The following is a 12,716-nucleotide window of genomic DNA, read 5'->3' as shown; positions in this document are numbered from 1 at the left end:
AAGCCGCACATTTGCGGCCACCCACGCCGAGGCCCGATGGCGGAGTGGTTACGCAGAGGACTGCAAATCCTTGCACGCCGGTTCGATTCCGGCTCGGGCCTCCATATTGCTGTCAGCCGACGCTCGCTGATAATTGAAAAAACCCCTTATTTCCGCTAGTTTACAGGCAATCGCTGGTTGGCAGCGACCGCCTCTATTTGCCTGTAACCGCAGACGATGGGGGCCTACCTTGGGGGCCTCGCGAGGCCCCCACAGCATCGAGGCCCCCAATGGCGCTGACCGATACGGCAATCCGAAACTCCAAGCCAAAAGCGAAGCCTTACAAGGTGACAGATTCTCAGGGGCTTTACCTACTGGTCAACCCAAGAGGCAGCAAGCTGTGGCGCCTCAAATACCGAATGAATGGCGTGGAGCGCAAACTGGCACTGGGGTCCTACCCGGAGATCACGCTGGCCGAGGCGCGCGCGGCGCGTGATGCCGCCCGCAAACAGCTTGCCCATGCGATTGATCCGAACAGTGCCAAACGGCAAGCGCGGATCGAGGCAAGCATCCGCGCCAGCAACAGCTTCAGCAGCGTGGCCGAGGAACTGATCGAGAAGAAAACGCGGGAGGGGCTGGCGGAGCCGACGCTAGAAAAGATGCGCTGGTTCGTGAAGCTGCTTGGCACCGATTTCGGCAAGCGTCCCATAACGGAGATCACGCCGCAGGAACTGCTGCATGAACTTCGGAAACATGAACGGCGGGGCCGACTGGAGACGGCCAATCTCTTACGATCCTTCGCCAGCCGCGTGTTTCGCTATGCGGTGGCAACGGCACGGGCCGAGCGCGACCCTGCTCAACTGCTTATAGGCGCGCTGACCACAGCGAAGGTCAAGCACTTCCCGGCGATCACCGATCCCGCCACATTCGGCGCATTACTCCGGGCAATAGAGGATTATCAGGGCGATCCCGCCGTCATGTATGCCCTGAAACTCACGCCGCATGTGTTCCAGCGCCCCGGTGAAATCCGACAGTTGGAATGGACGGAGATCAAATTCGACAAAGCAGTCTGGATCATCCCCGAAGAGAAGATGAAAATGCGTCAGCCCCATTCGGTGCCTCTGTCCAAGCAAGCCTTGGCGATCCTTTCGGAGATGCGTTCCCTGTCCGGCTCCGGACGCTACGCATTTCCGTCAATACGGACGCGCGCGAGGCCGATCAGCGATAACACGATCAACGCAGCATTGCGGCGCATGGGTTATTCGAAGGACCAGATGACCGCGCACGGCTTCCGCACGTCCGCGTCCTCGCTCCTGAACGAATCGGGCAAATGGAACCCCGATGCCATCGAGCGGGCGCTCGCACATATGGTCGCGGGCAGCGTGCGACGCATTTACAACCAGTCCGCCTATTGGGGCGAACGTATTGAAATGGCGCAATGGTGGAGCGACTATCTGGACCAGTTGCGCGATAGCGGCAACGCACCAGTCCGCCGATGAGGGATAGATGATGGATCGCAATGACGATGACCGCTCACTTCGGAGAATCGCCTTGCGCATCCTGAATGAAAATGAAGATCAGGCGCGCGATGAACTGGATAGCGTCATCCAAGCGGTAGAAGATCACATAGGGCGGCAAGCATCAGTCTATACTTGGTCCGTTCCCGTCATTCTCACAATTCCCGCATTATGCCTGACACTCTCCATTTTCGCGGCGCTGGCATCCAAAGCGGTTGCCGATAGCCTTTTGAGCATAGCTGTCGCAGCCTGCCTCATTCCACTGATCATGGCGTGGCTCTGGCGTCGCTTCCAATATGGGACAGGCAGGCTGCGAAAGCCGCGAGAGGCAATTTACGCGAACGCCAGCGACGAGACGCGGGAAGCGCTTGAAAAGCTCTTTGCCTATCTCCGGCGCGAAAGCGCACCAAGGGCCTATTACCGAAACTGGAGGGGCACCCCGACCTATCTGGAGCGTCGTTATTTCTTCGGGAATTTGCGAGTCCTGCTTCTATCGGAATTTGCCGCCGTCCGGGCGCTTTGCCTCGCGCCGGGCGGGAACCGGATTTCCGGGGCGATCAAGATCGAGAAAGACCCCGACGAGGTTATCAAGGAACTCGACATCAAGCCCAAGCGGGCCGGTGGTCCAGGCCGGAACGCGAAATACGCCTATAGCGACGCTCTTATATCTCTGATCGGCGACGCCCGGCTCAGCGCGCTGGACCTGAGCAACCGGGCAGCAGCGATCAGGGCGATCAAGAAATGGCTCTCGGAATGGTTTGAGGAATATGCCGACGAGACCGGGGACGTGCCACGCAGCGACCTTTTGGCTCCCTATGCAGCAAAAGTTTGCGCGCAGCTGGAGAAAATCGCGCCTCTCAAGGGCCGTTAACCGACACCTTGCTGATTCCAACGAACCTGACTCGCAATTCCAACTTACGGTGACTCACCTGGCAGCGAACTGGTTGGTAGGATTCGACCATTGCGTGGTCCTTCCCGTGCCAAATCGCAATGCTACAAAGCGGCCAATTTGGCGCCATTTCCCGCTGAGTACCGGAGGCCGGGTGCGCCCGCGCGCATGTGCTTGCGACCGGCGTAGCTTTGCCCTGACTCTGGAATCCGCCCACTGGAATGATGTTGCAGGTCATAACATTTGATCGAGCGCCGCCATCGTCTCCGCCAACAGACGACGCAAAGACAGCAGGCTGGCCCCGAGCGACATTTCCGGCCGCTCGGCCAACAGCATCATCGCCTTGAGCACCGCGTTCGATTCCCGCGCCAGCAAAATAAGATGTACCCCGCTGGGGACATTTGTTCCACTCAACCAGTTTTTCGCCGTGCGCTGGCTCACGCCAGTCCATTGCATAATCATCTTCGCACCGTTGCGCGTCGATCCGAACTCAACCTTGAGAGCCGAAGCGATCACCTGCGCGAACTCGGCGTCGGTCAGCATATCGCGCCCGATCGGAAATGAATTGCCCTTCTTTGAAAACACCTTGCACCTCCTTTGCTGTTACGGAGGCGCAAGCAGCGCAACGAGAAAGCGAGCGATCAATACTAAGGTGTAACGAATGGTCATCGAGTGGCGGACAGGAAGCGGTGGCCATGGCGGAGATCAGCCTCCCAAACGGGCCGCTGAATATGTCCGCATGTCCACCGAACATCAGAAATACTCTACCGATAACCAGTCTGCCGAAATCCGCGCTTATGCACAGCGGCGTGGATTTGAGATCGTCCGCACCTATGCCGATGAAGGAAAAAGCGGCCTGCGCATTGATGGGCGCGATTCATTTCAGCGGCTGTTGGCCGATATCCAGAGCGGCAATGCCGATTTCGAGGTGATCCTTGTCTACGACGTAAGCCGCTGGGGCCGCTTTCAAGACCCCAATGAAGCCTCGCATTATGTGTGGCTGTGCAAGAGCGCGGGCATCGCCGTTCATTTCTGCGCGGAGCAGGTCGAGAACGATGGTTCGATGGGGTCGTCTATCGTGACGACCGTGAAACAGGTAATGGCAGGCGAATATAGCCGCGAACTCTCGGTCAAAGTGTTCAAGGGCCAGTGTCGTCTTATCAGCCTCGGCTACCGACAGGGCGGCGCGCCCGGTTTCGGCCTACGCCGGATGCTGATTGATGAGCACGGCAACCACAAAGGGATGCTGGATCGTGGTGAGCATAAGAGCATCGCCACCGATCGCGTGGTGCTCGTGCCGGGACCGGATCACGAAGTTGCCACTGTCCGCGAGATCTACCGCCGATTTGTCGAGGACGGGCGCACCGAGCGCCAAATCGCCCAATGGCTCAACGCCCAGGGCATCATGTCGGACCTTGAACGCCCGTGGACGCGCGGGGCCGTGCACCAGATTCTCATCAACGACAAATATGCCGGTCACAATGTCTGGGGCCGCACGTCCTACAAGCTGAAAACCAGACACGTCCGCAATGATCCATCCGAATGGATCAGGCATGATGGCGCATTTCCCGCGCTCGTGCCGCAGGCGCTGTTCGATCAGGCGCGGATCATCATCGAGCAACGCTCACAGCGCCTGACCGACGAGGAAATGCTCGCGCTGCTCGCCGACATGCTCAAACAAAACGGCTATCTGTCCGGCCTCATCATCGACGAGTCCGATGATGGTCCTTCAAGCAGCGCCTATCAGTCGCGCTTTGGCAGCCTGCTCCGTGCTTATGCGCTGATTGGCTACGTGCCTGAGCACGACTACCGCTATATCGAAATCAACCGCGCCCTGCGCCGCCTGCACCCGTCGATCGTCAAATCCGTCATCGACGGGGTGAATGCCGTGGGCGGCACCGCCATCCAGAATCTCGCAAATGATATCTTGCTGGTCAACGACGAGATCACGGTGTCCGTCGTCATTGCACGCTGCAAGCTTACGCGCGGAGGTAGTCGCCGCTGGAAAATCCGCCTCGATGAAAGCCTGCGCCCCGATCTCACCATCTGCATCAGAATGGACGATGAGAACATGCACGCCCACGACTATTATGTTCTGCCACGCATGACCCTTGCCGAGGGCGTGTTGCGGCTGGCCGATCACAACGGCCTGTCCCTCGACGCCTTCCGCTTTGAAACCCTCGAAGGTTTCTTTGATCTGGCCAAACGCATGCCGTTTCGGAAAGCGGCTTGACCGTGGCGCTCCCCGCTCAGCGCGTCGAGATGATCCCAATCGACCGGATCACCATCGTCAACCCGCGCCTGCGCAGCAAAAAGGTGTTCAAAGGCATCGTCGAGAACATCGCGGAAATCGGCCTCAAACGACCGATCACCGTCACCTCGCGGCAAGGTGCGGACGGCCCGCTTTACGATCTTGTCTGCGGCCAAGGGCGGCTTGAGGCTTTCCGTGAACTTGGTCAGACCGAGGTGCCCGCGCTCATCGTCAGCGCCGATACCGAGGACTGTCTGGTTGCCAGCCTGGTAGAAAACTGCGCCCGCCGCCAGCATCAGGCCGTGGACCTGTTGCAGGATATCGTCGGTATGCGCGAGCGCGGATACTCCGATTCGGAAATCGCCGAGCGCATCGGCTTGTCGGTCAACTACGTCTACAGCGTCGGCAGGCTGTTGGAACGCGGCGAGCGGCGGCTCGTCGCCGCCGTGGAGGCGGGCTATCTGCCTATTTCCGTCGCCCTCGAGATTTGTGAAGCCGACGATCAGGGCGTACAGGCCGCCTTGCATAAAGCCTATGAGGACAAGCTTTTGCGCGGGCGCGCGCTGATCGCAGCGCGCCGTTTGGTGGAGGTCCGCAAGCGGTCGGGCAAAGCCGCTAAGCTCAATCGTCTCGTCAATAAGGACAGCGCGGCGACACCCGAAGGCTTGGTCAAAGCCTTTCAAGAGGACACGGAGCGCAAGCGGATGATGATCCGCAGGACCGAGGCGACTCGCAATCGGCTGGTGTTCATCGTCGAGGCGCTTGGCCAGCTCTCCAATGACGAAACCTTCGTCGCACTGCTGGAAGATGAGAGCCTGGCCTTAATGCCCAGTCGTCTCGCCGAACGGATTCAAAATGTCAGGATCGCGCCCCAATGACAGGTAGGAATCGCAACCGCAAAATCAAACTTGCCTTTGAGCAAACCAGTCTGCGTATCCCGCTCGCCGACATCGAATTGTTGCGGGCGGTTACACCGGCCATCAAGCGATCCGTCAAATACGGACAGATCGCAGCCTCCATCCGCGAGGTCGGCATAATCGAGCCGCCGGTGGTGGTCAGGATCGCGGGCGAGGCGGAACGTTATCGCTTACTGGATGGGCATATCCGTATCGACATCCTCGCCGAGCGCGGCGACAAGGATGTTGTCTGCCTTGTCGCGACAGACGACGAAGCCATCACTTACAACAAGCGCATCAGCCGGATGGCGATCGTTCAGGAACACAAGATGATCCTGAAGGCGCTCGAAAAGGGTGTGTCAGAGGAGCGGTTGGCGCGTGCGCTTAACGTCAACATATCCAGCATCCGCAACAAGCGTCGCTTGCTCGAGGGCATTTGCGAGGAGGTGGTGAAGCTACTTCAAGATCGTATGGTGCCAATCAATACGTTCAGTGAACTCAAAAAGCTGCGCCCCATGCGCCAGATCGAGGCCGCCGAGGCCATGATCGCAATGAATCGCTATTCATGGCCCTATGCCAAATCTCTCGTGGCGGCGACGCCGCAGCACCAGCTTGTCAGCGAGAAGCGCAAAGCCGTTCGTGGCTTAAGTGACGAGCAGCTGGACCACATGGAGCGCGAGGCGACCAACATCGACCGCGAGTTCCGTATGATCGAACAGAGCTACGGCAGCGATCATCTCGACCTTGTTCTGGCTACCGGGTATCTCTGTCGCCTGATCGACAATGTGCGCGTTGTCCACCATCTTGCCCGTCACCACCCCGAACTGCTGTCGGAGTTTCAGCGGATCGTCCAGATGCGCGATGCTGCATAACCGGTTCAACTAAGCAAGACGTCCAATTTTTGGCTACGGCCTAAAGATTTTCGGACGACGACATCCATTTTCGTAAGCGCGCGTCATCGGCAGTTTTCCACGGCTTTCCCATTGCTGGACGACGCACAGGCGAACGTGTGCAAACTGAACCGTCTCTCGCCGCGAATCGGCAAACACGGAGACGCACATGGAACCTCTCGCCATTTCCATCAATGACACCTGCAAGGCGCTCGGCGTCGGGCGGTCATCGGTTTACGTCCTGATCAAATCTGGTGGCCTGGACGCCATCAAGATCGGCAGGCGAACCTTGCTGACGACCGAGTCCATCAGGCGCTTGGCGCAATCACGACCCGTCGCCTGATTTACTGCCGCTCGACAAGTCCAGCCTGATTGGTGGGCGTGCCGCTTCGCGCCTGCGCTTCCCCTCAACCCCAATGAACACCCGCCATCGTGATTTCACGAAAGGATATCCCATGCTCATTTTCCATCGCACCTTGGATCGGCTTGCCGATTCCCTCTGGACGGGCCGCAAGGTCACTCTGCGCTTCACCGCCGACTATCGCACCGCCTGCATCGCCTTGCCGCTCATCAAGAAGCTGCTTGCCGAAGGCGAGGACGGCGAGACCTATCGTTGCTCCATCGCACATTGGCATTTGAACGAGCGTCCGTCGCTCTATGCCCACCGGGGCGAGGTTTCGACCGTGCGTATCGACGGCCCGTTGCAGAAGGCGGGCACGAGCTATCTTCCGCTTGGCGGATTGATCGAGTCTCCCGGCGTGACCGCGCATCTCGATCCCGTCGAAGCCGACCGGCTCGACAGACGGGTGCAGGAAGCTGTCGAGCGGGCCATTCGTGACTGGATCGTCGAGCATGGCCTTTACGACCAGCCCCGCCCCCACCGGGAGATCGACCGGCGCAACGCTGACCGGGCGGCCCGCGAGGTAATCGCCCTATGGGTGACGGAACAGTTCGGAGAGTCGGAACCGGTGCAGCCATCCTATAGCCGGAAAGGGCCGGACCATGTCTGAGCCGGTCGCCCATGAGGCAATTTTGTTGGGCTACGATGCTACGCATCGAGCCAGCAATTCAGATACACACCTCACGCACGGGTGCATCCAGCTTTTTCGCCATTTTTCGGGACAGCGATCCGACAGCGCCGTTTCTCGTCGGTCTGCAAAGCGCGGATTTCCGCCACTTTCCGAGACAGCGGATCGCTGTCGCGTTGGAGGCGGGCTATGAAGCTGGTCCGTCACACCCTCCGCCTGCCCGTGGCGCTCGACAAGACCCTTCGGACGCTAGCCGAACGGCAGGGCATCAGCGCCTATGCGATGCTCCAGCGTAGCGTCAAAGCCGGGATAGCGACACAGATAAGCCCGCCAACCCGCGACACTGGCAATAGTGAAATGGTCGCCGAACTGGCATCAGTCAGCACCCGTATGGTCGATGTCGAGCGGATGCTGGACCGGGCCCTGTTCACCGCCTGCGCCGCCTATTGCTACGCCCGCAGCGCGGCGACAGGTGCGCGCAAGAGCGATGAGGTCATCACCGCCGAGATCAACGCCGCCTATGACCGCCAGCGCCGACTCTCGCAGGAGAAGCGGCCATGACACAACCCCATGATCGCCGTATCCACGCAGACGCCTTGCGGCGGCAATATCGCGGCAACCAATGGTCCCGCTTCAAGCGGCAGGCCGGTATCATGCTATCATCAGTTGCCCTGGGCGCGGTCGCCGCGCCTTATGCGACGCTGGATCAGGACAGGCTGGATGCCCTTTCCGCCTGGTCCGTGGCGAGGGCAAAGCTGTGGCTAGCTTCGGGCACGTTCGCCGATGCCGAGGTAAGCGTCCGCATTGGCGGACAGACCTATCCCGGTCGGTCCGCCCGCGCCGTGATCGCGCATCCCTATTGCCGACAGTCGGTTGAGATGGCCTATGCTGATGCCAAGCGCGGCGGCGGACTCGGCTTCGTCGCTTGGCTGTCCTGCCTGTTTCTGTTTCGCGGAGCCGTCCGACGGCGGCATGAACGCGCCTTGCGGGATCGCGTCATCGCCGGAACCTTGGTCACGACCGAGAAGCAGCTTGCCAAGATGACCGGCGCCGAAGCAGATTCCCGCGCGCTCGCCATCGGCACGGTGCCGATCCCGTCGAGGCTGGAAACCCGGCACTTGTCGATGATTGGCACGACCGGCAGCGGCAAGACCACCGCGCTGCGTCAGTTGCTCGACGGGATCGAGGCACGCGGCGAAGCTGCCTTGGTTTACGACACCAGCGGCGAGTTCATTGCGCATTACTACCGTCCCGAACGCGGCGACGTGATCCTCAACCCCTTCGACGCCCGATGCGCCTTCTGGTCGCCCTTCGCCGAGATCGCCCATCCCGCCGACGCCGACCGCATCGCGCATCAGCTTATCACCGAGACGGGTCAGAGTGACCGCGACGTGTGGCTGGAAACCAGCCGCATCCTTGTCGCCAATATGATCCGCGCCTTGTGGCGGGAAGGCAAAGGCACCTTGCCGGACCTGTTGGACGCGCTTCAGGACCGGACGAAAGACGACCTCAAAATCTGGCTGGCGGGCAGTTCGTCAGCGCGGACCTTCGCCGAGGATGCCGACCGGGCAACGGGCAGCGTGTTGTTCATGCTCGCCAAGGCCGCGAACCTGATCCAGTTCCTCCGCGCGGATGGCAGCGGCGACGAACCTTTCGCCTTCCGGGACTTCATTCACGGGCTGGATAAGCGCACCGGGGCGCGCCCGTGGATTTTCGTCCCCCGCAAGGAGGATTATTTCGAGGCGTCGAAACCTTTGCTCGCCTGCTGGCTGGAATGCGCGGCCAGCGCCGTGCTGGGGCTTCCCCCCTCCCCCGACCGGCGCATCTGGTTCGTGCTGGACGAGCTGGCCGACCTGCCCCGCGTCGATAATCTGGCGCGGCTCCTGCCCGAAGGACGCAAATTCGGGGCCGCCGTGGTGCTGACCTTTCAGGCGCTGGGCCAAATGCGGCATCGCTATGGGCCGCAGATCGCCGAATCCATGCTGGGATGCTGCAATACCAAGCTGTTCCTGCAAACCATCGATAGCGAAACCCGGCAATGGGCGAGCCAGACCATCGGCGAGTGCGAGGTCGAAATCCAGACCATGACCGACGCGCTGGCCGAGGGCGATGACGAAGCCCGCACCACCTTGGGACGGATGCGCAAGATGCGGCCCGCCGTGCTGGAAAGCGAATTGCGCCTGCCCAAGTTCGAGGGCTTCCTACTATTCCCGGATGGCTTGCCGGTGGCACGGATCAGGCTCACCGCCGATCATGTCGCGCGGCGCGGCGAACCCCGCCAACCTGGATTCATTGCGGGCGATCCCGACACCACGCTCTGGAAGCGGCCGGAAGCCGTCGCGCCCGCGCCGCCGCCGCCCCCGCTATCACCCGCCAGCGAAGGGCCGGTGTGATGGTGGCGTCAGTATCGGCGCTGACCAGTTCGGCGCAGGCCAGCAGCTATTATGAGGCCGACGATTATTATTCGGAAGGCGGGCTTTCGCCCTCCGAATGGCACGGCGCGGGCGCGGAGGCGTTGGGCCTGTCCGGCGAGGTGGACCGCGACCAGTTCCGCGCCTTGCTGGATGGCAGGATCAGCGAGCAACAGCTTGGCACCTTTCGCAACGGCCAGCTTGAGCATCGCCCCGGCTGGGACGTGACATTGAGCGCGCCCAAGTCAATTTCCATCATGGCCGAGGTGGCGGGCGATCGGCGGTTGATCGCCGCGCATGGCGAAGCAGTCAGAACCGCAATGGCCCATGTCGAGAAACATATGGCCGCCACTCGCGTCCGAGACGGCGGCACCGTCACCCGCGAGGCTACCAACAATCTTGTGATCGCCAGTTTCCAACACGGCACCAGCCGCGCCCAAGACCCGCAGCTTCATACGCACAATGTCATCATGAACGCGACGCGGGACGAGGATAGCGTTTGGCGCAGCCTTGAGCCGCGCGCCATCTACCAGCTCCAAAAGCAGATCGGTGCGATCTACCGGCAGGAACTGGCCTTGAAGGTGCGCGAACTGGGCTATGAGATCGAAACGGGCAAGGACTCGCTGTTCGAGATAAAAGGCGTTTCCGCCGAGGTGATGACCGCGTTCAGCACCCGCAGCGCCGAGATCGAGACGGCATTGGCGGAACGCGGCGCGTCCCGCGATACGGCCAGCGCCGTTGAGAAACAGGTCGCCACGCTCGACACCCGGCAAGCCAAGGTCGCGACCGATCATGCCTCCCTTGTGGCAGACTGGCGCGAGACGGCGAGCAAGGCCGGGTTTGAACCAGAGGCGCGTCTGGCGATGATCGAACAGGCCGAGGGCAAAGCCGCCGACCCTTCCCGTCGCGCCGATATAGAAATGCAGGGCGACGGAGCCGCCGCTCGCGCCGTTGCCCAAGCCGCCGACAAGCTGGGCGAACGGCAATCGGTGTTTTCCGCCGCCGCCTTGCAGGAGGAAGCTGGACGGATCGGGCTGGGCAAGATCGGTTATGCGCAAATCGGGACCGCTATAGAGGCGGCGACGAAACAGGGCGAGTTGATCGACCGGAGCTTTCAGGATCGGCGCGGCGCGGAGTTTGCGGGGTTCACCACCCGCCAGAATGTCGAAACCGAATCCAAGATGCTGCGGATCGAGGCGGAAGGGCGCGGCGTGTTCGTGCCCATCGCGTCAGAGCTTGCTGCCGCCAAGGCCATCGCTGCCGCATCGGCACAGGCGGAACGGGCAGGTTTCGGTTGGAACGCGGATCAGCGCGCCGCCACCGAGCAGCTATTGACCAGCCGCAACCGGATTACCGCTTTGCAGGGTTACGCGGGCACCGCCAAGACCACGACCGTCTTGGCGACCTTTGCCCATGAAGCCGAGGCGCGCGGAGTGGCGTTGACGGCATTGGCTCCCACCGCATCGGCGGCGATGGTGTTGGGCGAGGCACTGGGCACGCGCGGCGATACCGTCGCACGGCATCTGTTGTCACCGGAGCGGTCCCAACCCGGCCAGCCCGCCGCGTGGATCGTGGACGAGGCTTCTTTATTATCCGCCCGCGATACCGCCCGGCTGTTCGACCTGGCCGACAAGCATGATGCCCGCGTCATCCTTGTCGGCGATGTGAAGCAGTTGGGAGCGGTCGAGGCGGGCGCGGCGTTCGCGCAGTTGCAGGGCGCGGGCATGGAAACCGCCAAGCTGGCCGAGATCGTGCGGCAGGCCAATGAATCCACCAAGGAGGCCGTGCTGGCGTCCATCGAGGGCGATGCGAAGAAGGCTCTCGCCGCACTGGATAATGGCGGCGGCCAGATTGTCGAGGATGCCGACCGCGCCGAACGCTTCGTCGCCATTGCCGAGCGGTATGCGGCGCTGGATAAGGCCAGCCGTGCCCGCACCCTTGTTATCGAGCCGTCGCGCGAAGGTCGCGACGCGCTGACCGCCGACATTCGCGCCGCGCTTTCCAGATCGGGGGCACTGACCGGCCCCGCCGTCACCGTGCAGAGTCTCGCCAACAAAGGGCTGACCCGTGCCGAAGCGCGCGATCCCCTGAGCTACGACAAGGGCGATGTGGTCCGCTTCACGCGCGACTATGCCGACAAGGGCGTGACGCGCGGCGCAGCCTACAGGGTGGAGAGCATCGACCCGGCCAAAGCCGCCATTGCGCTCAAATCGGAGGATGGGCGCGAGGTGGATTGGCGGTTGCGGCAATGGGGGGCAGGCAAGGTGCAGACGTTCACGCCGCAACCGCTGGACCTGAAAACCGGCGACAGTATTCGATTCACCCGCAATGATCGGCAAGCAGGCCGGATCAACGGCGGGCGGGGCGAAGTGGTCGCCGTGGACGAACTTAACCGCACCGCCACGATCCAGACCACACATGGCAGGACCGAAACGCTGAACCTCGACGCTGCCCGCGACCGACATATTGCCCATTCTTATGTCGAAACCGCTTTTGCCGCCCAAGGCCGCACCGCCGATCATGTCATGATCCATGCCGACAGTCGCGCCACCAACCTTATCAACCAAAAGTCATTCTATGTCGGGATTTCCCGAGCGAAGGAATCCGTTGCGATTTTCACCAATAATCGCGGCAAGCTGGTATCCGCGATCAATGAGCGTGCCGGTCAGGTTCAGACCGCCACCGCGCAAGTAGCCATATCGACGCCAGCAGCCGGAAAAGCTGTGGGGGCGGGACTAAGCTGAGGATGGATGGGCGCTGCCGCTCGCGCAGCCACCGATGTGTCGTCACCGAAATTGACCGGAACGAGCGCAATTAAACGTAAGCGGACCTCAGAGGCGCACTGGGAAGCTCGC

At 61.4% G+C, this 12,716-nt stretch carries 11 protein-coding genes and 1 tRNA gene; 11 read left to right on the top strand and 1 reads right to left on the bottom strand.

Features of this window, described 5'->3' with window-relative positions:
* The first annotated feature begins 30 nt into the window (after positions 1-30).
* The 3 genes from DM806_RS03415 to DM806_RS03405 all read left to right on the top strand — a co-directional run bounded on the left by DM806_RS03415 (position 31) and on the right by DM806_RS03405 (position 2,367).
* A tRNA-Cys gene (locus tag DM806_RS03415) sits at positions 31-104 on the top strand.
* A 165-nt stretch (positions 105-269) separates the two neighbouring features.
* Entirely contained in the window at positions 270-1,478 is a 1,209-nt protein-coding gene (locus DM806_RS03410; protein WP_179041837.1) for a tyrosine-type recombinase/integrase, read from the top strand.
* A gap of 7 nt (positions 1,479-1,485) precedes the next feature.
* On the top strand, positions 1,486-2,367 hold the full coding sequence (locus DM806_RS03405; protein ID WP_179041836.1) for a hypothetical protein: 882 nt from the start codon (positions 1,486-1,488) through the stop codon (positions 2,365-2,367).
* 252 nt (positions 2,368-2,619) lie between these two features.
* On the opposite strand, the gene DM806_RS03400 is transcribed toward DM806_RS03405, so the two are convergent.
* Positions 2,620-2,970 (bottom strand): hypothetical protein, encoded by a 351-nt coding sequence (locus DM806_RS03400; RefSeq protein ID WP_179041835.1) that lies wholly within the window; start codon positions 2,968-2,970, stop codon positions 2,620-2,622.
* A 76-nt stretch (positions 2,971-3,046) separates the two neighbouring features.
* Here DM806_RS03400 and DM806_RS03395 point away from each other — a divergent pair, with 76 nt between their 5' ends.
* The 8 genes from DM806_RS03395 to mobF all read left to right on the top strand — a co-directional run bounded on the left by DM806_RS03395 (position 3,047) and on the right by mobF (position 12,605).
* Positions 3,047-4,618, top strand: coding sequence for a recombinase family protein (locus tag DM806_RS03395; protein WP_179041834.1), 1,572 nt, complete (start codon positions 3,047-3,049; stop codon positions 4,616-4,618).
* A gap of 2 nt (positions 4,619-4,620) precedes the next feature.
* The gene (locus DM806_RS03390) at positions 4,621-5,514 is read left to right on the top strand and encodes a plasmid partitioning protein RepB C-terminal domain-containing protein (protein WP_372859237.1); all 894 of its coding nucleotides are present in this window, start codon (positions 4,621-4,623) and stop codon (positions 5,512-5,514) included.
* Positions 5,511-6,404 (top strand): plasmid partitioning protein RepB C-terminal domain-containing protein, encoded by an 894-nt coding sequence (locus DM806_RS03385; RefSeq protein WP_179041833.1) that lies wholly within the window; start codon positions 5,511-5,513, stop codon positions 6,402-6,404. The genes DM806_RS03390 and DM806_RS03385 overlap by 4 nt, the downstream gene beginning before the upstream one ends.
* 187 nt (positions 6,405-6,591) lie before the next feature.
* Positions 6,592-6,765, top strand: coding sequence for a helix-turn-helix domain-containing protein (locus tag DM806_RS03380; protein ID WP_169576081.1), 174 nt, complete (start codon positions 6,592-6,594; stop codon positions 6,763-6,765).
* Positions 6,766-6,877: 112 nt separating this feature from the next.
* Complete coding sequence (locus DM806_RS03375) at positions 6,878-7,432, top strand: hypothetical protein (RefSeq protein WP_218647342.1); 555 nt, start codon at positions 6,878-6,880, stop codon at positions 7,430-7,432.
* Between the two features lie 207 nt (positions 7,433-7,639).
* Positions 7,640-8,011 carry a hypothetical protein gene (locus DM806_RS03370; RefSeq protein WP_179041832.1) on the top strand — a complete coding sequence of 124 codons (372 nt, stop codon included), beginning with the start codon at positions 7,640-7,642 and terminating at the stop codon, positions 8,009-8,011.
* Complete coding sequence (locus DM806_RS03365; RefSeq protein WP_179041831.1) at positions 8,008-9,843, top strand: type IV secretion system DNA-binding domain-containing protein; 1,836 nt, start codon at positions 8,008-8,010, stop codon at positions 9,841-9,843. The genes DM806_RS03370 and DM806_RS03365 overlap by 4 nt, the downstream gene beginning before the upstream one ends.
* On the top strand, positions 9,843-12,605 hold the full coding sequence (gene mobF, locus DM806_RS03360) for a MobF family relaxase (protein WP_179041830.1): 2,763 nt from the start codon (positions 9,843-9,845) through the stop codon (positions 12,603-12,605). The genes DM806_RS03365 and mobF overlap by 1 nt, the downstream gene beginning before the upstream one ends.
* The last annotated feature ends 111 nt before the right edge of the window (positions 12,606-12,716 follow it).

Source organism: Sphingobium lactosutens, from assembly GCF_013393185.1.
Taxonomy (GTDB): Bacteria; Pseudomonadota; Alphaproteobacteria; order Sphingomonadales; family Sphingomonadaceae; genus Sphingobium; species Sphingobium lactosutens_A.
Note: the sequence above shows the minus strand (reverse complement) of the source record. Positions and strands in the feature narration are given on the sequence as shown.

Bases quoted from the DNA above. Each gene is read 5' to 3' on its own strand.
- mobF (WP_179041830.1), top strand. From the start codon at position 9,843: ATGGTGGCGTCAGTATCGGCGCTGACCAGTTCGGCGCAGGCCAGCAGC.
- DM806_RS03370 (WP_179041832.1), top strand. From the start codon at position 7,640: ATGAAGCTGGTCCGTCACACCCTCCGCCTGCCCGTGGCGCTCGACAAG.
- DM806_RS03395 (WP_179041834.1), top strand. From the start codon at position 3,047: ATGGTCATCGAGTGGCGGACAGGAAGCGGTGGCCATGGCGGAGATCAG.
- DM806_RS03365 (WP_179041831.1), top strand. From the start codon at position 8,008: ATGACACAACCCCATGATCGCCGTATCCACGCAGACGCCTTGCGGCGG.
- DM806_RS03375 (WP_218647342.1), top strand. From the start codon at position 6,878: ATGCTCATTTTCCATCGCACCTTGGATCGGCTTGCCGATTCCCTCTGG.
- DM806_RS03405 (WP_179041836.1), top strand. From the start codon at position 1,486: ATGATGGATCGCAATGACGATGACCGCTCACTTCGGAGAATCGCCTTG.
- DM806_RS03385 (WP_179041833.1), top strand. From the start codon at position 5,511: ATGACAGGTAGGAATCGCAACCGCAAAATCAAACTTGCCTTTGAGCAA.
- DM806_RS03380 (WP_169576081.1), top strand. From the start codon at position 6,592: ATGGAACCTCTCGCCATTTCCATCAATGACACCTGCAAGGCGCTCGGC.
- DM806_RS03410 (WP_179041837.1), top strand. From the start codon at position 270: ATGGCGCTGACCGATACGGCAATCCGAAACTCCAAGCCAAAAGCGAAG.